The organism is Bradyrhizobium sp. USDA 4449, assembly GCF_054056275.1.
This window is the reverse complement of sequence record NZ_JBSRYD010000001.1, coordinates 6,090,466-6,111,976: the sequence shown is the minus strand read 5'-3', so window position 1 is coordinate 6,111,976 and position 21,511 is coordinate 6,090,466. Positions and strand designations below refer to the sequence as shown.

Sequence of the window (21,511 nt, the reverse complement as noted above, 5' to 3'; positions counted from 1 at the left end):
GCCACCATTTCATTCAGTTGACGCGAATTCCTGAGATGGACCGCGGCGGGGCAATTGGAGCCACGCCGCGGCGAACCGGCAGGCAAGAAGGATTTTCCAGAATGGCAACGATCACAGCTGCGATGGTCAAGGATCTGCGCGAGTCCACCGGCGCAGGCATGATGGACTGCAAGGCCGCGCTGACCGAAAACGACGGCAACATGGAAGCGGCTCAGGACTGGCTGCGCAAGAAGGGCCTGTCGAAGGCCGCCAAGAAGTCGGGCCGCGTCGCGGCCGAGGGCCTCATCGGCGCGCTCACCAGGGGCAACAAGGGTGTCGTGGTCGAGGTCAACTCCGAGACCGACTTCGTGGCGCGCAACGGCCAGTTCCAGGGTCTGGTCAAGATGGTCGCCCAGGTCGCTTTCGACGCCGGCGCCGACGTCGAGAAGATCAAGGCCGCCAAGGTCGGCGACGTCACGGTGGAAGCTGCGATCAACGACGCGATCGCCACCATCGGCGAGAACATGACGCTGCGCCGCGCAGCTTCCCTCGAAGTGAGCCAGGGCGTGGTGTCGAGCTACGTCCACGGTGCGGTCGTCGACGGCGCCGGCAAGATGGGCGTGATCGTCGCTCTGGAATCGCCCGGTAAGGCCGACGAGCTCGCAGCGCTCGGCCGCCAGATCGCCATGCATGTCGCCGCCGCCAACCCGCTCGCGCTCGATCCCTCCGGTCTCGATCCGGCCGTCGTGAAGCGCGAGAAGGACGTGCTGGCCGACAAATATCGCCAGCAGGGCAAGCCGGAGAACGTGATCGAGAAGATCGTCGAGTCCGGCCTGAAGACCTACTACAAGGAAGTCTGCCTGCTCGAGCAGGCCTTCATCCACGATACCGGCAAGTCGGTGGCGCAGGCGGTGAAGGAAGCCGAAGGCAAGGTCGGCGGCGCCGTGAAGATCGCGGGCTTCGTGCGCTATGCTCTCGGTGAGGGCATCGAGAAGCAGGAATCGGACTTCGCCGCCGAGGTCGCAGCGGCCAGCGGCAAGAAGTAAGCGCTGGAACACCTCCTTCCGGCGGGTCGCCGGAAGCGGCGCCCGGACGAGGAAAGTGCTCATGACTGATCCGGTCTATCGTCGCGTCGTGATCAAGCTGTCCGGCGAGTATCTCGCGGGACAGCAGGGCTTCGGCATCGATCAGCCGACCATGGACCGGGTTGCTGACGATCTGATCGCGGCCCGCCAGCTGGGATGCGAGGTTGCGGTCGTGATCGGCGGCGGCAACATCTTTCGCGGCGTCGAGGTCTCCTCGCGCGGCGTGTCGCGCCCGACTGGCGACACCATGGGCATGCTTGCCACCATGATGAACTGCCTCGCGCTCGAAGCCACGATCGAGCGCAAGGGAACACCGGCGAGGGCGCTGTCGGCCTTCGTCATGCCCGAGATTTCCGAGCTGTTCACCCCGCGCCGCGGCGCACAAATACCTGGCCGACGGCCGGATCCTGTTGCTCGGCGGTGGAACCGGCAATCCGTTCTTCACCACCGATACGACCGCCGTGCTGCGCGCGGCCGAGATCGGCGCCGAGGCGGTGCTGAAGGCAACCAATGTCGACGGCGTCTACTCCGCCGATCCGAAGAAGGATCCGTCCGCGACGCGGTTCGACCGGCTGACCCATTCGCAGGCGATCGAGGGCGGCTATAAGGTGATGGATGCGACCGCCTTCGCCCTTGCCCGCGAGACGTCACTGCCTATCATCGTGTTTTCGATCGCGGAGCCCGGGTCGATCGGCGCGATTCTGCGCGGCGCCGGCAACGGGACTGTCGTCGCCGGCTGACCGCTCATCTGGCGCGCCCCGAGCAAGGGGTGCGGTGAGGTCGCCGGGTTATTAAAGGAGAGACGTGATGGCCACGGGTAGTTTCGACCTCAACGAAGTGAAGCGCCGCATGCAGGGCGCTGTCGCCGCGCTCAAGCACGAGCTTGGCGGTTTGCGGACGGGCCGGGCGTCGGCCTCGATGCTCGATCCGGTGCAGGTCGAGGCTTATGGCAGTCACATGCCGCTCAATCAGCTCGCGACCGTCAGCGTGCCCGAGCCGCGCCTGATCTCGGTGCAGGTCTGGGACAAGACGATGGTGAAGCCGGTGGAGAAGGCAATCGTCGATTCCAATCTCGGCCTGTCGCCTGCGACCGAAGGCCAGGTGCTGCGCCTGCGCATTCCCGAGCTCAACGAGGAGCGCCGCAAGGAGCTGGTCAAGGTCGCGCATAAATACGCGGAGGCCGCCAAGGTTGCTGCGCGTCACGTCCGCCGCGACGGTCTCGACGTGCTGAAGAAGCTCGAGAAGAATCACGAGATGTCGGAGGACGATCAGAAGCGTCACGCCGACGAGGTGCAGAAGGCGACCGACGGCACCATCACCGAGATCGACCAGCTGCTGGCCGCCAAGGAAAAAGAAATCCTCACCGTCTAAGGCCGCTTTTCGATGCCCAACGCCGCCGCGCCCGCAACTGAAGGACCCGATCGGTCCGACGCGCCTGCGCATGTCGCCATCATCATGGATGGCAACGGGCGTTGGGCGGCCGCGCGCGGTCTGCCGCGGGCGGAGGGGCATCGCCGTGGTGTCGAGGCGCTGCGCCGCGTCGTGCGTGCCTCGCACGAGCTCGGCATCCGCTATCTCACCATCTTCTCCTTCAGCTCGGAAAACTGGTCGCGCCCGGCCAGCGAGATCGGCGATCTCTTCGGTCTGCTCCGCCGCTTCATCCGCAATGATCTCGCAAGCCTACACCGCGATGGGGTCAAGGTGCGAATCATTGGCGAACGCGACGGGCTCGATGGCGACATCTGCGCGCTGCTGAACGAAGCCGAGGAGCTGACGCGCGACAACACGCGTCTCACGCTCGTCGTCGCGTTCAATTACGGCTCGCGGCAGGAGATCGCGAAAGCGGCGCAGAAGCTCGCGCGCGAGGTCGCCGACGGCAAGCGGGATGCCGATACGATCGACGCCGAGACCGTCGGCGCCCATCTCGACGCGCCCGACATTCCCGACCCCGACCTCATCATCCGCACCAGCGGCGAGCAGCGCCTGTCCAATTTCCTGATGTGGCAGGCCGCCTATAGCGAGCTCGTGTTCGTGCCGGTCCACTGGCCTGATTTCGACAAGGCGGCGCTCGAAAGCGCGATCGCCGAATTTGCCAGGCGCGAACGTCGTTTCGGCGGCCTGGTCGCGAAATCAGCCTCGTGAGCGAATCCGACGCCGCACCTGCGGGCACGAAGCCCGCGCCGAGCAATCTGGTGATGCGAGTCCTCGCCGGACTGGTGCTGGCGCCGGTTACGATCGCGCTGGCTTATGCCGGCGGCTGGCTGTGGGCGCTGCTCGTCACGCTGATATCGATCGGCCTGTTCGCGGAATGGCTGATGGTGGTGGGCGCAGGTTCGACCGCGCTGACCGGGGCAGGGACGCTCGTCATCGCGATGATGGGTTTGTGCGTTGCCGCCGGCGCGCTCAAGACCGCTGTCGTCGTTGGTTGCGTCGGGGGCGCGATCATCACGCTGATCGCGCGTGGCAAGTTCATGTGGGCTGCGACGGGCTTTGCCTATGCGGCGGCGGCGCTGCTGGCCTCGATCCTTTTGCGCAAGGATCTTGTCAACGGTTTCGCCGCGCTGATGTTCGTGCTGCTGGTGGTGTGGGCGACCGATATCGGCGGCTATTTCGCTGGCCGCGGCATCGGCGGGCCGAAGCTGTGGCCGCGCGTCAGCCCGAAGAAGACCTGGGCCGGTGCGTTCGGCGGCTTTGTGGCGAGCCTTGCGGTCGCATCTGGATTTGCCGGATTCGGCATCGGCAAGGCGATTCCCCTGCTGCTGGTGAGCGCCGTCCTGTCGGTGGTGTCGCAGGCCGGCGATCTGTTCGAATCCGCGGTGAAAAGGCGGTTCGGCGTCAAGGATTCCAGTCACTTAATACCCGGTCATGGCGGGCTTCTGGATCGCCTGGACGGCTTTGTCGCCGCCATCCTGGTGGCATGGATTATCGGCTTTCTCCGCCACGGTGTGCATAGCGCCGGAAGCGGTCTTATGGTTTGGTGAGGATATGAGCGCAGTCCCTTTGCGTAATAACAAGCTTGCTGCGACCGATATTCGCAGCGTCACGGTCCTCGGTGCCACCGGCTCGATCGGCGACAGCACGATGGATCTGCTGCGCGCTTCGCCCGGGCGCTATCGCGTCGAAGCCTTGACGGCGAACAGCAATGTCGAGGCGCTGGCCAAGCTCGCGAAAGAGTTTTCCGCACGCTTCGTCGCGATCGCAGATGGCTCCAGGCTTGCCGACCTCAAGGCCGCACTTGCGGGCACAGCCACCGAATGCGGCGCGGGCGAAAGCGCTGTCATCGAGGCCGCCGCGCGTCCTGCCGATTGGGTGATGGCCGCGGTCAGCGGTGCTGCCGGACTGAAGCCGGCCTTGGCCGCCGTCGATCGCGGCGCGCATGTCGCGCTCGCCAACAAGGAATGTCTGGTCTGTGCCGGCGATTTCTTCATGCAGCGCGCGGCGAAAGCTGGCGCCTGCATCCTCCCGGCGGATTCCGAGCACAACGCGCTGTTTCAGGCGCTGGCATCGGGCAATCGTGACGAGCTGGTCCGCGTCATCATCACGGCGTCGGGCGGTCCGTTCCGCACCTGGAAGCCTGCGGACATCGAGCAGGCCACGCTCGAGCAGGCCCTGAAGCATCCCAACTGGAGCATGGGCCAGAAGATCACGATCGATTCCGCCTCGATGATGAACAAGGGCCTCGAGGTGATCGAGGCGTCCTATCTGTTCGCGCTGGCGCCCGATGAGATCGACGTTCTGGTGCATCCGCAGTCGATCATCCACGGCATGGTCGAGTTCTCCGACCGCTCGGTGATGGCCCAGCTGGGCTCGCCCGACATGCGCACGCCGATCGCCCATTGCCTGGGCTGGCCCGACCGGATCAAGGGACCAGCGGCCAAGCTCGATCTGGCCAAGATCGGCCAGCTGACCTTCGAGGCGCCTGACTTCGAGCGGTTCCCCGGGCTTCGGCTGGCCTTTGATTCGCTGCGGACCGGGAAGGGGGCGACCACCGTCTACAACGCCGCCAACGAGGTCGCGGTGGCGGCCTTCATCGCCGGCAAGATCCGGTTTGGCGCCATTGCCAGGCTGGTCGAGGCGACGCTGGAGGACTGGGTCCGCGGCGGGAACCAAGGGCCCATGACCTCAGCGGATGATGCAATATCCGTTGACCATGTTGCGCGAAATAAAGCTGCCGCCCTATTGCCTCAAATTGCCTTAAAGGCATCCTAGACAGTTGGGGCCAGGGCCTTGCGGCGCTGGACGAGGGAATTCGATGATCGACTTTTTTGTCCATAGTTTCAACACGTTGAGCCATGGGCTCCTCGGCTACGTCGTTCCCTTCCTCTTCGTCCTGACCATCGTCGTGTTCTTCCACGAGCTCGGCCATTTTCTGGTCGCGCGCTGGGCCGGCGTTCGCGTTTTGACGTTCTCGCTCGGCTTCGGGCCCGAACTGTTCGGCTTCAACGACCGCCACGGCACCCGCTGGAAGATCTCGGCGATCCCGCTCGGCGGCTACGTGAAGTTCTTCGGTGACGAGAGCGAGGCGTCCACCCCGTCGGCCGCGACGCTTGAGGCCATGTCGGCGGAGGAGCGCGCCGGCAGCTTCCACCACAAGAAGGTCGGCCCACGCGCAGCTATCGTTGCCGCCGGCCCGGTCGCCAATTTCATTCTGGGCGCCCTGATTTTCGCAGGCATGGCCCTGTATTACGGCAAGCCGAGCACCATCGCGCGCGTGGACGGCGTCGTCGCTGACGGTGCGGCAGCCGCCGCGGGCTTCAAGGTCGGCGACGTCGTCGTCCAGATTGACGGCAAGCCGATCGAGAGTTTTGCGGACATGCAGCGGATCGTCGCGACGAGCGCGGGTTCGCCGCTGGTCTTCCAGGTGAAGCGCGACGGCGGGGTCGTGTCGCTGACCGCCACGCCGGCGCTGCTCGAGCGCAAGGATCCGTTCGGCAATCGTCACCAGGTCGGAGTGCTTGGGGTCGAGCACAAGTCCCAGCCAGGTGAGGTTTCGACGACGCCGGTCGGCATCGGCGAGGCGCTCAAGATCGGGGTTGAGCAGGTCTGGTTCATCATCACCAGCACCTTCAAGTTCCTGGGCTCGCTGTTCACGGGCGCCGGCAATCCCAGCGAGGTGAGCGGTGTCATCGGCATCGCAAAAATGTCGGGGCAGGCGGCCAATGCCGGGTTGCAGTTCCTCATCAACCTCTGCGCCGTCCTGTCGGTCTCGATCGGCCTGTTGAACCTGTTCCCGATTCCGCTGCTCGATGGCGGGCACCTTATGTTCTACTCGGCGGAAGTGGTCCGCGGTCGTCCGCTGTCCGAGCGGACGCAGGAGATCGGGTTCCGAATCGGACTCGCGCTGGTGCTGATGCTGATGGTGTTCTCAGCCTACAACGACATCCTGCGATTGCCGGGTTCCTGATAAGGGCTTTTTTGTGGCGTTGCTGTTGGGCAACGTCTTGGTATGAAATTGAAATTGCGGCGCGTTCTGCCGTTTGCGGCGTCGGTGAAATTGGCTACAAGCGGCTTGAACTTGGGGAATCTCCCAGACCGGCGTTGGGGTTGGGTCTGGTACTGATAAGGGCGCGTTGCGCAATGAAGTTTGGACTGCGACTCCGGGGGGGCTTGCTCGCAACCCTGATCATGTTCGGCGCGCCGGTGGTTGCCCCGGTTGGGGCTGTTTTGGTGTCTTCGCCTGCGCTCGCCCAGACCGTGCAGTCGATTTCCGTCGAAGGAAATCGCCGCGTCGAACTGGAGACGATCCGCTCCTATTTCAAGCCTGGCCCGGGCGGCCGCCTCGATCAAGGCGCCATCGATGACGGCCTCAAGGCGCTGATCGAGACCGGCCTGTTCCAGGACGTGAGGATCAACCGCGGCGCAGGCGGCCAGATCATCGTCTCCGTCGTGGAAAACCCGGTGATCGGGCGCGTCGCTTTCGAGGGCAACAAGAAGATCAAGGACGAGCAGCTCACCGCCGAAGTGCAATCCAAGGCCCGCGGCACGTTCTCCCGCGCCATGGTGCAGTCGGACACGCTCCGAATCGCTGAAATCTATCGTCACTCCGGCCGCTACGACGTCACCGTCACGCCGGAGATCATCGAACAGCCGAATAACCGCGTTGATCTCGTCTTCACGATCAACGAAGGCGCCAAGACCTCGGTCAAATCGATCGAGTTTATCGGCAACAATTCATTCTCGTCCTACCGCTTGCGGGACATCATCAAGACCCACGAAACCAATCTGCTGAGCTTCCTGGGCAGCGGCGACGTCTACGACCCTGACCGCGTCGAGGCCGACCGCGACCTGATTCGCCGCTTCTACCTGAAGAACGGCTTCGCCGACGTTCAGGTCGTGGCCGCGCTGACCGAATACGATCCGGAGAAGAAGGGCTTCAACGTCACCTTCAAGATCGAGGAAGGGCAGCAGTACCGCGTCGGCAACGTCGATTTCCGCACCAGCATCCCGAACTTCGACCCAAGCTCGCTGCGCTACTTCTCGCGCGTCAGCGTCGGCTCGGTCTACAACGTCGAATCGGTCGAGAAGTCGGTCGAGGATATGCAGATCGAGGCTTCGCGCCGCGGCTACGCCTTTGCGGTGGTGCGTCCGGGCGGCGACCGCAATTTCGATGCGCACACCGTCTCCGTCGTGTTCAACGTCGACGAGGGTCCGCGCACCTATATCGAGCGCATCAATATCCGCGGCAACACCCGTACCCGGGACTACGTGATCCGCCGCGAGTTCGACATCTCCGAGGGCGATGCCTACAACCGTGCGCTGGTCGACCGCGCGGAGCGCCGCCTGAAGAACCTCGACTACTTCAAGAGCGTGAAGATCACGACGGAGCCGGGCTCTTCCAGCGATCGCGTGGTCCTGATCGTCGATCTCGAAGAAAAATCGACCGGCGACTTCTCGATCTCGGGCGGTTACTCCACGACCGACGGTGCGCTGGCCGAAGTCTCGGTATCCGAGCGCAACCTGCTCGGACGCGGCCTGTTCGCCAAGGCGTCGGTCACCTACGGCCAATACGCGCGCGGCTATTCGCTGTCGTTCGTCGAGCCGTATCTGCTCGACTATCGCGTCGCGCTGGGCCTCGACGTCTATCAGCGCCAGCAGCTGGCCAACAGCTACATTTCCTACGGCACCAAGACGCTCGGCTTCTCGCCGCGCCTCGGCTTCTCCTTGCGTGAGGATCTGTCGCTCCAGTTGCGCTATTCGATCTACCGGCAGGAAATCACGCTGCCGTCCAACCTGGCGGATTGTAACAACGTCGTTGGGCCGGGATTCAACCCGAGCCCGGCCTTTATCAACGCGACGACCGGGGTCGATCCGGCATTGTCAAACAATCTCGGTTGCTACGCCAACGGCGAGGCCTCTCTGCCGGTCCGCAAGGAGCTTGCGAACGGCAAGACGCTGACCTCGGCGCTGGGCTACACGCTGACCTACAACACGCTCGACAACAACAAGAACCCCAGCGACGGTCTGCTCATCGACTTCCGGCAGGACTTCGCCGGCGTCGGCGGCGACGTCTCCTACCTGAAGACCGCGGCCGATGCGAAGTACTACCAGTCGCTGGTGTCCGACCTCGTCGGCGTCGTCCATCTCCAGGGCGGTATCCTGAACAAGATCGGCAACAACGATCTGCGCATGCTGGATCACTTCCAGATGGGTCCGAACCTCGTCCGCGGCTTCGCGCCGAACGGCATCGGCCCGCGCGACCTCAACCCCTACGGCACCCAGGATGCGCTTGGCGGCACGAAGTACTGGGGCGCCTCGCTCGAAGTGCAGATGCCGTTCTGGTTCCTGCCGAAGGAAGTGGGTCTGAAGGGTGCGGTCTACGCCGACGCCGGCGGTCTATACGACTACCAGGGGCCGACGACGTGGTCGCTGACCGGCGAAAACACGACGACCAAGAACTCGAATTGCGTGGGATCGACCATCAATCCGAACAGCACGGGGACCTGTACCGGTCTGGTCTACGACGACAGCAAGGTCGTCCGATCATCGGTTGGTGTCGGCCTGATCTGGGCCTCGCCGTTCGGTCCGCTGCGCTTCGACTACGCAGTGCCGCTCACCAAGGGCAAATATGACCACACGCAGGAATTCCGGTTCGGCGGCGGCACCTCGTTCTAGTTCGATCAGCAGGGCATGAGCCGGCCATTTGGGAATTCCGTCCTCGAATTCCCTGGGGCCGGCGGCCAGAAAGATCGTGCTCAATCCGTGAGATGAGGCATGATGCGGCCTGACCGCTTCATGCCGGAGCCGGACCGCGGCGGGGTGGAATGGCGCAGCCGACCTTCTTCAAAAAGCCGCCGGCTTCAACGCTGGCTGACATCGCCGCGCTGACCAAGGCGCAACTGGTCGATCCCTCCAGGGGTGGCCATGTGATCACGGGCCTTGCTTCGCTCGACGGGGCAGGCCCGATGCATCTGGCATTCTTCGACAACCTCAAATATGCCGACGAGCTCAAGGCGACCAAGGCAGGCGCCTGCCTGGTCAGCCCCCGCTTCGAGGGCCAGGTGCCGGCGCATGTCGCGGTGCTGCGGGCGGCGCAGCCGTTTCGCGCCTTTGTCGGGATCGCCCGGCAATGGCACGGCGATGCGTTGAGGCCGCAATCCTGGTCCGGCATTGACGGCATCGCGCCATCGGCGATCATCGATCCGTCGGCGCGGCTGGAGGACGATGTCATTGTCGAGCCATTGACGGTCATCGGTCCTGATGTCGAGATCGGCAGCGGCACCGTGATCGGCGCGGGCGTGGTCCTTGGTCCGGGCGTCAAGATCGGCCGGGACTGCAACGTCGGTGCCCGCACCGCGATCCAGTGTGCGCTCATCGGCAACAACGTGCTGATCCACCCCGGCTGCTCGATCGGTCAGGACGGCTACGGCTTCATCTTCTTCGGTCCGGAGGGTCATCTGAAAGTGCCCCAGACCGGCCGTGTACTGATCCAGAACAATGTCGAAGTCGGCGCCGGGACCACCATCGACCGCGGCTCCCTGCGTGACACCGTGATCGGGGAGGGCACCAAAATCGACAATCAGGTCCAGATCGGACACAATGTGACGATCGGCCGGAATTGCCTGCTGGCAGCCCAGATCGGGCTCGCGGGCAGTCTGACGATCGGCGACAACGTGGCGTTGGGGGCCAAGGTCGGCATCAACAATCACCTCAAGATCGGCGACGGGGCCCAGGTCACCGCCATGAGCGGCGTCAAGGACGACATCCCGCCGAACGGACGTTGGGGCGGCTTTTTTGCCAAGCCGACCAAACAATGGTTCAAGGAAATTATCGCGGTGGAGCGCCTGGTACGCGACAGCAAGGCCGATCCGAAGGACGAGGGGCGGGAATGACGGCGGAATCACCTGTAAAATTCGAGCTGGTGGACATCAATGCGATCCTCCAGACCCTGCCGCATCGCTTTCCGATGCTGCTGATCGACCGGGTGATCAACATCCGCGCCGATTACAGCGGCATCGGCATCAAGAACGTCACGTTCAACGAGCCGGCCTTCCAAGGGCATTTCCCCGAGCGTCCGGTCTATCCGGGCGTGATGATGATCGAGGCGATGGCGCAGACCGCCGGCGTGATCGGCATCAAATCGGTCGAGGGCACGGAGAAGCCGCGGGCGGTGTATTTCCTCACCATCGACAAGTGCAAGTTCCGCAAGCCGGTGCTGCCGGGCGACACCATCGAGTATCACATGCGCTCGCTCGGCCGCCGCAAGACGATGTGGTGGTTTCACGGTGACGCCAAGGTCAACGGCCAGGTCGTCGCCGAGGCCGATGTCGGGGCGATGCTGACCGACTGAGGGGGAGTGGTGCGCAGCCAATAGTGAGTAGCGACGACGAGACTATGTCTTTCCTCCCTGCGCGGCTCGCCATTCGCCACTCACCCATTCGCTTCCACTGGACAGATCGGGCGCAGTCGCGCTAACCACCGGAAAGCCGAGTAACTTCAACACATAGCCAGACCTTCTTGATGAGTAAGATCGACCCCACCGCGCGGGTGGAAGACGGCGCCGTGATCGGCGAAGGCACCGAGATCGGGCCCTTCTGCATCATCGGCCGCAACGTCCGGATCGGGGCCAATTGCAAGCTGATCGGACAGGTCACAATCATCGGCCATACCACGGTTGGCGATGCCTGCGTGATCTCGCCGTTCGCCGTGCTCGGCGGCGCGCCGCAGGATCTCAGCTACAGGGGCGAACCGACCACACTCGAGATCGGTTCCGGCAACATCATCCGTGAAGGCGCGACGATGAATGTCGGCACCGTCAAGGGCGGCGGCAAGACGCGCGTCGGCAATGACGGCTACTTCATGAACAACAGCCATGTCGGCCATGACTGCATCGTCGGCGACAACGCCATCTTCGCGACATCGGCAACGCTCGGCGGCCATTGCGAGATCGGCGACAGCGTTTATATCGGCGGGCTGTCGGCGGTACACCAGTTCACGCGAATCGGCTCCTATGTGATGGTCGGCGGCCTCTCGGGCGTGCGCGATGACGTCATCCCGTACGGGCTCGCCAATGGACAATACGCGGTGCTGGAGAGCCTCAATCTCATCGGCATGAAGCGGCGCAAGTTCACCAGGCAGCGGCTTGCGACGGTGCGCGCGTTCTATCAAAAGCTCTTCCATGGCTCCGGCACGTTCGCCGAGCGCCTGGAGGCGGTGCTGCCCCTTGGGAGCGATGATCCCGCGATCGCCGAGATCCTCGGCTTCATCGGCAAGGGCAAGCGCCCGCTCTGCCTTCCGGCCATCGCGAAGTGATGCCGGCATGGCCGCGGACATGACATCGGCGGCTTCACAGACTTCTTCACCGGTCGGCGTGGTCGCGGGCGGTGGCGCCATGCCATTCGCAGTCGCCGAGTCGCTCGCCGCGCGTGGCATCACGCCGGTCCTGTTTCCCCTGCGTGGCGCCTGTGACCCGAGGCAGGTCGAGAAATTTCGTCACCGCTGGATTTCGGTCGGCCAGCTCGGCCGCGCCATGCGGTTGTTCCGCGAGGAGGGCTGCCGCGACCTGATCTTCATCGGTACGCTGGTGCGCCCCTCGCTCTCCGAGATCCGCTTCGACATCAAGACGCTGCGATTGCTCGGCAACGTCATCCGCGCCTTCCGCGGCGGCGACGATCACCTGCTGTCCGGTGTCGGGCGGATCCTCGAGCAGGACGGTTTTCGCATGGTCGGCATCAAGGACGTTGCGCCCGACCTCTTGATGCCCGAGGGCTGCATCACGCGCGCCTGGCCGGCCGATAACGTCAAGGCCGACATCGAACGCGGGCGCGCGGTGCTGACCGCCCTTGGGCCGTTCGACATCGGCCAGGCCGCCGTCGTGATCGATGGCCATGTGGTGGCGGTCGAGGACATCGAGGGCACCGATGCGCTGCTGGTGCGCGTGGCGCGGCTCCGCGAGGAGGGCCGCATCCGCGCGGCTGCGGGGCGCGGCGTGCTGGTGAAGGCGCCGAAGAGCGGGCAGGATCTGCGCTTCGATCTGCCGACGATCGGTCCGCGCACGATCGAGGGGGTCGCCAAGGCCGGCCTTGCCGGTGTCGCCGTCATTGCCGGCAACACCATCGCCGCCGAGCCGCAGGCGATGATCGGGCTTGCCGACGCCAAATATCTCTTCGTCGTCGGGCTGCCCGCGTGATGCAGACGCGTGATCCCATCAGGAAGATCTTTCTCATCGCGACGGAGGAATCCGGCGACCGGCTCGGCTCGGCGCTGATGAAAGTGCTGCGTCAGCGCCTCGGCGACGGAATCCAGTTCGAAGGCGTCGGCGGCCACACCATGGCGCGCGAAGGGCTCCAGACGCTGTTTCCCATCGAGGAGCTCTCGATCGTCGGCCTCGCCGCGGTCGTGCAGCAGCTGCCGAAAATCCTGCGGCTGATCCGCGAGACCGCGGATGCCGTGACGGACGCCGCACCCGACGCCCTCGTCATCATCGACAGTCCCGACTTCACCCATCGTGTTGCCCGTCGCGTGCGCGCAAAGAACCCGTCGATCCCTGTGATCGATTACGTCTCGCCCTCAGTCTGGGCCTGGCGGCCGGGTCGGGCGCGCACCATGCTCGGCTATGTCGATCACGTGCTCGGTCTGCTGCCGTTCGAGCCGGAGGAGTACCGCAAGCTGAAGGGGCCGCCGTGCAGCTATGTCGGCCATCCCCTGATCGAGCAATTGCCGTCGCTGCGGCCCGACGCCGAGGAGCGGCGCCGCCGTGACAGCGAGCCGCCGGTTCTTTTGGTGCTGCCCGGCAGCCGTCGCAGCGAGATCCGGCATCATCTCGACGTGTTCGGCGGGGCACTCGGCCGGCTGCAGGCCGCGGGCGTTGCGTTCGAATTGATGTTGCCGACCATGCCGCATCTCGAAGCCACGATCCGCGAGGGTGTGGCGAACTGGCCGGTCAAGCCGCAGATCGCGGTCGGCGAAACCGAGAAGCGTGCTGCATTCCGGATCGCGCGCGCCGCGCTGGCGAAGTCAGGCACCGTGACGCTGGAGCTCGCGCTGTCAGGCATTCCAATGGTGACGGCCTATCGCGTCGGCGCCATGGAGGCCTTCATCCTGCGCCGCGCAATCCAGGTCTCGTCGGTGATCCTCGCCAACCTCGTGATCGGCAAGGACGTGATCCCCGAATATTTGCAGGAAGACTGCACGCCGGAGAAGCTCGCAGCCGCGTTGTCCGAGGTGCTGACGGATACGCCGTTGCGCAGGCAGCAGGTCGAGGCGTTCGCGCAACTCGACACCATCATGTCGACGGGCAACAAATCGCCGAGCGTGCTCGCCGCCGACATCGTGCTCGCGACGATGCGGAAAGGGCGCTAGGCGAGGCCGCCGTCGACCCGGAAACATTGACACGTGATGCGTCGGCTCGCGTCGGAGGCGAGGTACAGCGCCATGTCTGCGATGTCCTCTGGCGTCACCGCATCGGGAATGGCCTGGCGTGCGCGCATCTCGGCGATCTGCCGCTCGTCCGGATACCACAGCTTCCGCTGCCGCTCGGTGATCACCATCCCCGGCGCGATCGCGTTGACGCGGATGCGGTCGGCGCCGAAGCGGCGTCCGAGCGAATTGGTGAAGCCGACGATTGCCGCCTTGGCGGCCGCGTAGACCGGCAGCGCCGGTGCACCGCGCATCCACGCGATCGACGACATGTTGATGATCGAACCGCCGCCGCGCGCCTGCATCTGCGGCACCACGGCCTGTGCTGCAAAGAACACGTGCTTGAGGTTGACGCCGATCATCCAGTCGAAGTCCGCCGGTGTCACGTCCGCCAACACCTGGCGCTGGTCATTGGCGGCGTTGTTGACGAGGATCGCGGCATCGCCGAGCGATGCGTGGACTTTCGTCAACGCCTCGCGCAAGGCTTCGATGTCCATGAGGTCGCACGGCACGAACAGCGGTGCCGTACCGGAATCCTTTGCCACCTCCTGCGCCAATGCTTCGCCTGCCTGCGCGTCGATGTCGAGGAAGGCGACGCGGGAACCCTGGCCGGCGAAAGCGCGCACGAAGGCAGCGCCAATGCCGCTGGCGCCTCCGGTGATCACCACCACGCGCTCCGCGAGGTCGGCATAGTTCGTCTTGGTCATGCGATCAGTCGCTCCGTCTCTGGGTCGAACAGGCAAATGCGGCGGGTGTCCAGCGCAAAGGAAGCCGTAGCGCCCGGCGTCGGGCGGATGTCCGGCGAGATGCGCGCCTGCGCGGGCTCGCCGCCGAGCCGCAGCAGGACGATGGTCTCGGCACCAGTAGGTTCGATCATCTCGACCGGCGCGGTGAGGACGACGGGCGCGCCGGCGGCGCCGGAGAACACCCGGTCGCCTTCGGCGATGCATTCCGGCCTGATCCCGAGCACCACCTCGCGGCCGACATAGGACAGCGCCGCGTCGTAGCCTTGCAGGCGGAGACGGACCTCGTCCGGCCGACCGGCGCCGATCACCACCACCGGCCCGCCGCTATCTGCCTCGAGCCGGGCCGGCATCGTGTTCATCGGCGGGGAGCCCATGAAACGCGCGACGAACAGATTGGCCGGATAGCGGTACACGGTATCGGGATCGGCGAATTGCTGCACCACGCCGCGATGCATCACGGCGATGCGTGTCGCCATCGTCATTGCCTCGATCTGGTCGTGGGTGACATAGATGATGGTGGCGCCGATGCGCTGGTGCAGCCGCTTGATCTCCATGCGCATCTCGACGCGCAACTTGGCATCCAGGTTGGAGAGCGGCTCGTCGAACAGGAAGAGCAGGGGATCTCGCACCAGCGCGCGACCCATCGCGACGCGCTGGCGCTGGCCGCCGGACAGTTGCGACGGCTTGCGGCCAAGTAGCGGTTCGATCTGGAGCAGCTTCGCCACGTTCGCCAGCGCCTTTTCCTGCTCCGCCTTGGCGACCCCTCGGCATTCCATGCCGAAAGTGATGTTCTGGCGCACCGTCATTGACGGATAGAGCGCATAGGACTGGAACACCATGGCGATATCGCGGTCCTTGGGCGGGACATCATTGACCACGCGCCCGCCAATCTCGATCGTGCCGTCGCTCGCGTTATCGAGCCCGGCGACGATGTTGAGCAGCGTGGATTTTCCGCAGCCGGACGGTCCGACCAGCACGGTGAATTCGCCGCTCTCGATGTCGAGGTCGATGCCTTTGAGCACCTCGAGATTGGCGTAGCGCTTGGATAGGGCGCGAATGCTCAGTGCTGCCATGACACATCCATCATTTCACGGCCCCGGCAGTGAGGCCGCGTACGAAATACCTGCCGCCGAAGAGATAGATCAGCAAAGTCGGCAGGGCTGCGATGATCACCGCGGCGCTCTGCACACCTTGCTTGGGGATATCTGCGACTGGGGTAGACAGTGCGATGAGCGCGGCCGTCACAGGTTGCTGTTGGCCGGTCGTGAAGGTCACGCCATAGAGGAATTCGTTCCAGATATGGGTGAACTGCCAGATCACGGTGACGATCAGGATGGGTGCCGAGAGCGGCAGGATGATACGCCAGAAGATGCGGAAGAAGCCGGCGCCATCGATGCGTGCGGCCCTGATCAACTCGTGCGGGATCGCCACATAATAGTTTCGACAGAACAGCACCGTGAAGGAGAGTCCCTGGATCGTGTGGATCAGCACGAGACCCGACAGTGTGTTGATGAGCCCGATGTCCCGTAACACGATGGTCCAGGGCAAGAGGCGCATCTGCTGGGGCAGGAAGAGGCCGAGGGTGACGATGCCGTAGATCCAGACATCGCCGCGAAAACGCCAGAGCGACACCGCGTAGCCGGCGACAGCACCGAGCAGGGTCGAGAAGATCGTCGCCGGGATCGTTATGAGCGCCGAGTTCAACATGTACGGCCGGATGCCGGCGCAGGTCTCTGCGACGCAAAAGCCGCTCCAGGCCATGGCATAATTGCCAAAGGCCCAGTGTTGCGGCCAGCCAATCATCGAGCTCTGCGCAATCTCCTCGTTGGTCCGCAGCGAGTTCAGGACGACGACGACCAGCGGCGCGAGATAGGCGGCCGCGAACAAGGTCACGACGAGATAGATCAGAGCCCGGCTTGGGGCGAAGCTTCGGTCACGCATGGGCAGCCCGCCGTTGCCGGAGGTAGCGCCACGCCGCATAGGGCAGCAGCACTGCAAGAAGGATGAGCAACATCAGCACCGCCGCTGCCGCACCGCGGCCGAGCTGGCTGCGTTGGAACATCAAATCGTAGACGACGAGGGCCGGCAGCTGGGTCGCGATTCCCGGTCCGCCATTGGTGAGTGCGCGCACGAGGTCGAAGGCCGAGATCGCAAACTGCAGCTGGACCACAATGACCGTGACGGTGATCGGCCAAAGCGTCGGCAGAATGACGCGCCAATAGGTTCTGACAGGCCCGGCACCGTCGATCTGTGCCGCCTTGATGATATCGGAATCGACGGAGCGGAGGCCGGCCAGGAAGAGGGCCATGGCAAAGCCCGAGGATTGCCAGACCGCCGCGATGACAATGGTCCAGATCGCCATGTCGCGGTTGACCAGCCAGTCAAAGTGGAAGGAGCTCCAGCCGAGATCATGGGCAAGCTTCTCGATGCCGATGCCGGGATTGAGCAGCCAGCTCCATACCGTGCCTGTCACGACGAAGGACACGGCCAGCGGATACAGGAAGATGGTCCGCAGCACGTTCTCGCCGCGAATGCGCTGATCGAGCAGGATCGCGAGCAGGAGGCCGGTCGTCAAACTGAGCAGCACGAAAGCGATGCCGAACAGCAGCAGATTGTCGAAGGCGATCTGCCAGTTTCGCGACGCCAGGACCGAATTGTAGTTGCGCAGACCGACCCAGCCCGTAACGGGAACAAGGGTGGAGGGCGTGAACGAAATCCAGATGGTCCAGATCGAAAACGAGATGAGGTGCGCTGCCGATAACAGCAGCGGCACCCAGATCATCAGAAATTCGGGCAGCCGGCGCACCGTCTCGGAGGTCGCCGGCCGGCCCGGCCGTGTTGCTGTCGAGACGGCGTCGCTCAACGTGCGCCCTCGACGGCGTCGGCGAGGCGGCTGACGGCCTCGTCCGGCTTGATCGTCTTGTTCTTCACATATTCGGTGATGACGTCGATCATCGCGGCGGTCAGGCCGTTTTCCTGGGCCATGTTGTGCGCGAGACTCAGGACGGCCTGGTTGTTGCCCATGGCATTCTTCAGTGCGGCCGCGGTTGTCCGTTGACCATCCGACCAGCCTTCGCCGGACAGGTCGACATCGGTGCGCACGGGGATCGATCCCGTGATCTGCGAATACATGGTCTGGATGGCCGGATCCATCACGAGCTGTGCCATCAACATCTGCCCGGCCTGGAGATCGGCCTCCTTGCGTTGCCAGAAGATGAAGGCATCGGCATTCAAGAGGAAGACGGGCTTGCCGTTGTCGCTGGGGCCGGGGGTGATGACGTAGTCGTCGAACTTGAAGCCGGCGTTTTTCAACACGCCCTGCGCCCAGCCGCCCATGATCAGCATGCCCATGTCGCCGTCGACGAAGCGCTTCAAATTGTTGGCATAGGGTTGGACCCCGACGTTGGGGTCACACCAGTCGGAGATCTTGCGCGTCTGCGCGAACGCCGCCTTCATCTCAGGGCCCTCCAGCGCCTTCTTGTCGAGATTCATGCAGGCGGCGCGGTATGCGGTCGGGCTGATGCCGGCCAGTGACGCCTCGAATTTCTGCCCATCGTCGGCGCGGGTACCGCCGTTGGCGATGGGGTAGGTCATTCCGGCCGATTTCATTTTCTCGGCGAGGTCGTTGAAGTCAGCCCAGGTGACGGGGACCTTGTCGGCCTTGGCCTTGTCCATCCCGCGCTTGGAGAGAAACAGCATGTTGGTGCTGTAGATCTGCAACGGCAGCGCGATCCATTTGCCTGCCGGCTTGTGCAGTTTGGCAAGATCCGGCGCGACGACCTTCTCGTAGCCGGCAGCCGCGACCACGGCGTCAAGATCGACGGTCGGAGCAATCTTCGACCAGGCGGCGATCTCGGGGCCCTTGAGCTGCGAGCAGGCCGGTGGATCGCCGGCGATGATCTGCGCACGCAGCTTGTTCATCATGTCCGTGGTGAAACCGGGGACCGGCGAGTGCTGCCAAATGCCGCCTTTTTCCTCGAATTTCTTGCCGAGCGCCGTGATCGCAGCACCGTCGCTGCCTGCGGACCATTGCGAGATTGCGGTGAGGCGAGGCTTGACCGCGCCTTGTGCGCGGGCAAAGGCCGGCAGCGCGAGGGCGGCAGCGGATCCAGCGAGCAGACGACGCCTTGTTGTTGTGATCGGCATGGCAGTTTCTCCCGGGTGTGAGGTTTTTGCGCCTTTTTGCGCTGGTCTTGGCGTGCGCGAGCCGCACGCGGCTCAGGTCATGTCAGGCAGCCTCCGTCGATGCGCTCGGCATGCCGCCAGATCTCGCGAGGCAGAAGGCGGCGAAGGCGAGCGCTGCCTGCGGATCGTTGCCGTTCGAGGGCGGGACGAAGGCGAGCGAAACCTGCGCCAGTTTCCGGCCGCCGAGCAGGCAGGCATCGATCCCGTCGACCACGGCCTTGCGATCGTCCTCGTCGAGCAGAGAGGGCCATCCGCTGATCGCGACGCCGCGACAGGGTTTGACGTTGAGCGTGTTGCCGATCGCAAGCCCCAGCCGGAACAGCCTTCGGCGCAGCTCCTGGCGCACGCGCGGCGAAAGTGGAATCTCGGTCATCCAGTCGTTGCCGAGCGCGAGCAGTTCGGCTTCAGTCAGGCCGAGCAGCTCGGCCAGCGCCGGCAGCGACGTGTAGGCTTCGACGCAGCCGTGATGTCCGCAGCGGCAAAGCGGTCCATCGGTTCCGAAGACCATGTGGCCGAGCTCGATCGGATCGAGCGCGTCGTCCTCGATCGGATCATCCACCCAGGCGCCCGCGACGCCCTGACCGACGAAGACGAACAGATGCGCATCGCCGAACGGATAATTTTCCGTGCGATAACGATGAAAGGTGGCGTGCGCCACCACCGAATTGGTGAAGGTGACAGGCACGCCTGCGAACAATTCGTCGAACATGCCGCCGATCTGTTCGATGTCGCAGGGAATGATGGGGTTGCCGAACTCACTGAGCCGGCCAAGGCCGGGAACGGTGACGCCGATCTGTGCGAGTTCGATGCGGTGCCGTCGCGTCCAGTCGCGCAGCAAGGTCAACGCCTCGCGATAGACCCGGCCGACGGATTCGGCGGTGGGCTTGTTCGGCAGCGGCACACGCTCGCTGTACTGCAGCCTGCCTGACAGGTCGCCAACCCCGACGCTGAGCCAGCGTTCGGTGAGCTCGAGGGCCGCGAGCGCCACCGTGCGATCGAGCGACACCAGACCCGTCGGGCCGCCGACATAGGGGGCAGGGCGACGCACTTCCTCGATCAGGCCTTCGGCCTTCAGGTCAAACAGGATGCGCGACAGGCTCGCCTCGGACAGGCGTGCGGCCTTCGCCAGCGGCGGCCGGAACGAACCCCCGGACTGAAGCAAATGCGTTAAAATGGCAGCGCGCGTCTGCCGCCGACTTCTCGGCTGCTCCGGCATTTCCATCCCTGTCGTCATTCTTACTTAGTGTAAGAATTTGCGCGCGGAGCGCTTCCACTGTCAAGTGCGTGCCCAAACAAAAACGGCGCCATCTTGCGATGGCGCCGCTGCATCGGGACTTGAAGTCCAAACTTACTTGCGATCCTTCATCGCAACGTAGTCGCGCTTGGTGACGCCGGTGTAGAGCTGGCGCGGACGGCCGATCTTCTGCTGCGGGTCCTCGATCATCTCGCTCCACTGGCTGATCCAGCCGACGGTGCGGGCGACCGCGAACAGGACGGTGAACATCGAGACCGGGAAGCCCATCGCCTTCAGCGTGATGCCCGAATAGAAGTCGACGTTCGGGTAGAGCTTGCGGTCGATGAAGTACTGATCGCTGAGCGCGATCTTCTCGAGCTCGAGCGCCACCTTCAGCATCGGATCGTCGCCATGGCCGGTCTCCTTGAGCACGGCGTGACACATCTTCTGCATGATCTTGGCGCGCGGGTCGTAGTTCTTGTAGACGCGGTGACCGAAGCCCATCAGGCGGACTTCGGAGTTCTTGTCCTTCACCTTGGCGATGAACTCGGGGATCTTGTCCACGGTGCCGATCTCGGCGAGCATCGCCAGCGCAGCTTCGTTGGCGCCGCCATGCGCCGGGCCCCAGAGGCAGGCGATGCCGGCGGCGATGCAGGCGAACGGGTTGGCGCCGGAGGAGCCGGCGATACGCACCGTCGAGGTCGAGGCGTTCTGCTCGTGGTCGGCATGCAGGATGAAGATCTTGTCCAGCGCATCGGCGAGCACCGGGTTGATCTTGTACTCCTCGCACGGCACGGCGAAGCACATGTTGAGGAAGTTCTCGGCAAAACTGAGCGAGTTCTTCGGATACACGAAGGGCTGGCCGACCGTGTATTTGTAGGCCATCGCGGCCAGCGTGGGGATCTTCGCGATCATGCGCATGGAAGCGATCATGCGCTGGTTGGGATCATTGATGTCGGTGCTGTCGTGGTAGAAGGCGGCGAGCGCGCCGACGGAGGCCACCATCACGGCCATCGGATGAGCATCGCGCCGGAAGCCCTGGAAGAAGCGGGCCATCTGCTCGTGCACCATCGTGTGATGGATGACGCGATAGTCGAAGTCCTTCTTCTGCTCGGCGGTCGGCAGCTCGCCGAACAGCAGGAGATAGCAGGTCTCGAGGAAGTCGCCGTTTTCGGCGAGTTGTTCGATCGGGTAGCCGCGATATTCCAGAACGCCCGCGTCACCGTCGATATAGGTGATCTTGGACTGGCAGCTCGCGGTCGAGGTGAAGCCCGGATCGTAGGTGAACAGGCCGGACTGGCCGTACAGCTTGCCGATATCGACGACATCAGGTCCGACGCTGCCGCTATAGATCGGAAGATCGTAATTCTTGTTTCCGACCGTCAGCGTGGCGGTCTTGTTGCTTGGTTTTGCGTCCATCAGAGGTC

Annotated in this window: 19 protein-coding genes and 1 pseudogene; 13 read left to right on the top strand and 7 right to left on the bottom strand. The window is 64.2% G+C overall.

The window, feature by feature from the left end; all coding sequences use genetic code 11:
- The first annotated feature begins 101 nt into the window (after positions 1-101).
- The 13 genes and pseudogenes from tsf to lpxB all read left to right on the top strand — a co-directional run bounded on the left by tsf (position 102) and on the right by lpxB (position 13,862).
- Positions 102-1,025, top strand: coding sequence for a translation elongation factor Ts (tsf, locus tag ACVIIW_RS28575; RefSeq protein WP_456703782.1), 924 nt, complete (start codon positions 102-104; stop codon positions 1,023-1,025).
- A 61-nt stretch (positions 1,026-1,086) separates the two neighbouring features.
- Positions 1,087-1,804 (top strand): annotated as a pseudogene (gene pyrH, locus ACVIIW_RS28570) (UMP kinase).
- A gap of 67 nt (positions 1,805-1,871) precedes the next feature.
- Positions 1,872-2,435: a ribosome recycling factor gene (frr, locus tag ACVIIW_RS28565; protein ID WP_456703781.1), complete on the top strand. Its 564-nt coding sequence runs from the start codon at positions 1,872-1,874 to the stop codon at positions 2,433-2,435.
- 12 nt (positions 2,436-2,447) lie between these two features.
- Positions 2,448-3,206, top strand: coding sequence for an isoprenyl transferase (locus tag ACVIIW_RS28560; protein WP_456703780.1), 759 nt, complete (start codon positions 2,448-2,450; stop codon positions 3,204-3,206).
- On the top strand, positions 3,203-4,045 hold the full coding sequence (locus ACVIIW_RS28555) for a phosphatidate cytidylyltransferase (RefSeq protein WP_456703779.1): 843 nt from the start codon (positions 3,203-3,205) through the stop codon (positions 4,043-4,045). Before ACVIIW_RS28560 ends, ACVIIW_RS28555 begins: the two co-directional genes overlap by 4 nt.
- A gap of 4 nt (positions 4,046-4,049) precedes the next feature.
- Complete coding sequence (gene dxr / locus ACVIIW_RS28550; RefSeq protein WP_456703778.1) at positions 4,050-5,273, top strand: 1-deoxy-D-xylulose-5-phosphate reductoisomerase; 1,224 nt, start codon at positions 4,050-4,052, stop codon at positions 5,271-5,273.
- Positions 5,274-5,316: 43 nt separating this feature from the next.
- Entirely contained in the window at positions 5,317-6,468 is a 1,152-nt protein-coding gene (gene rseP / locus ACVIIW_RS28545) for an RIP metalloprotease RseP (protein WP_456703777.1), read from the top strand.
- A 173-nt stretch (positions 6,469-6,641) separates the two neighbouring features.
- Positions 6,642-9,176 (top strand): outer membrane protein assembly factor BamA, encoded by a 2,535-nt coding sequence (gene bamA / locus ACVIIW_RS28540; RefSeq protein WP_456703776.1) that lies wholly within the window; start codon positions 6,642-6,644, stop codon positions 9,174-9,176.
- A 149-nt stretch (positions 9,177-9,325) separates the two neighbouring features.
- Entirely contained in the window at positions 9,326-10,393 is a 1,068-nt protein-coding gene (gene lpxD, locus ACVIIW_RS28535) for a UDP-3-O-(3-hydroxymyristoyl)glucosamine N-acyltransferase (protein WP_456703775.1), read from the top strand.
- Entirely contained in the window at positions 10,390-10,851 is a 462-nt protein-coding gene (gene fabZ, locus ACVIIW_RS28530) for a 3-hydroxyacyl-ACP dehydratase FabZ (protein ID WP_036010015.1), read from the top strand. The genes lpxD and fabZ overlap by 4 nt, the downstream gene beginning before the upstream one ends.
- A gap of 170 nt (positions 10,852-11,021) precedes the next feature.
- On the top strand, positions 11,022-11,813 hold the full coding sequence (lpxA, locus tag ACVIIW_RS28525; RefSeq protein ID WP_456703774.1) for an acyl-ACP--UDP-N-acetylglucosamine O-acyltransferase: 792 nt from the start codon (positions 11,022-11,024) through the stop codon (positions 11,811-11,813).
- A gap of 19 nt (positions 11,814-11,832) precedes the next feature.
- Entirely contained in the window at positions 11,833-12,690 is an 858-nt protein-coding gene (locus tag ACVIIW_RS28520) for an LpxI family protein (RefSeq protein WP_456705297.1), read from the top strand.
- Positions 12,687-13,862: a lipid-A-disaccharide synthase gene (gene lpxB / locus ACVIIW_RS28515; protein WP_456703773.1), complete on the top strand. Its 1,176-nt coding sequence runs from the start codon at positions 12,687-12,689 to the stop codon at positions 13,860-13,862. Before ACVIIW_RS28520 ends, lpxB begins: the two co-directional genes overlap by 4 nt.
- Here lpxB and ACVIIW_RS28510 read toward each other — a convergent pair.
- The 7 genes from ACVIIW_RS28510 to gltA form a co-directional block, all read right to left on the bottom strand.
- The gene (locus ACVIIW_RS28510) at positions 13,859-14,626 is read right to left on the bottom strand and encodes an SDR family NAD(P)-dependent oxidoreductase (RefSeq protein WP_456703772.1); all 768 of its coding nucleotides are present in this window, start codon (positions 14,624-14,626) and stop codon (positions 13,859-13,861) included. The two genes, lpxB and ACVIIW_RS28510, sit on opposite strands and share 4 nt — an antisense overlap.
- Positions 14,623-15,738: an ABC transporter ATP-binding protein gene (locus ACVIIW_RS28505; protein WP_456703771.1), complete on the bottom strand. Its 1,116-nt coding sequence runs from the start codon at positions 15,736-15,738 to the stop codon at positions 14,623-14,625. The genes ACVIIW_RS28510 and ACVIIW_RS28505 overlap by 4 nt, the downstream gene beginning before the upstream one ends.
- 10 nt (positions 15,739-15,748) lie before the next feature.
- Positions 15,749-16,606 (bottom strand): carbohydrate ABC transporter permease, encoded by an 858-nt coding sequence (locus ACVIIW_RS28500; RefSeq protein WP_456703770.1) that lies wholly within the window; start codon positions 16,604-16,606, stop codon positions 15,749-15,751.
- Positions 16,599-17,528, bottom strand: a complete 930-nt coding sequence (locus tag ACVIIW_RS28495) for a carbohydrate ABC transporter permease (protein ID WP_456703769.1) — start codon at positions 17,526-17,528, stop codon at positions 16,599-16,601. The genes ACVIIW_RS28500 and ACVIIW_RS28495 overlap by 8 nt, the downstream gene beginning before the upstream one ends.
- Positions 17,525-18,811, bottom strand: coding sequence for an ABC transporter substrate-binding protein (locus ACVIIW_RS28490; protein ID WP_456703768.1), 1,287 nt, complete (start codon positions 18,809-18,811; stop codon positions 17,525-17,527). Before ACVIIW_RS28490 ends, ACVIIW_RS28495 begins: the two co-directional genes overlap by 4 nt.
- A gap of 82 nt (positions 18,812-18,893) precedes the next feature.
- A complete protein-coding gene (locus tag ACVIIW_RS28485) occupies positions 18,894-20,072 on the bottom strand; it encodes an ROK family transcriptional regulator (protein WP_456703767.1) in 1,179 nt (392 codons plus the stop codon).
- A 126-nt stretch (positions 20,073-20,198) separates the two neighbouring features.
- Positions 20,199-21,503, bottom strand: a complete 1,305-nt coding sequence (gltA, locus tag ACVIIW_RS28480) for a citrate synthase (protein WP_456703766.1) — start codon at positions 21,501-21,503, stop codon at positions 20,199-20,201.
- Positions 21,504-21,511 lie beyond the last annotated feature (8 nt).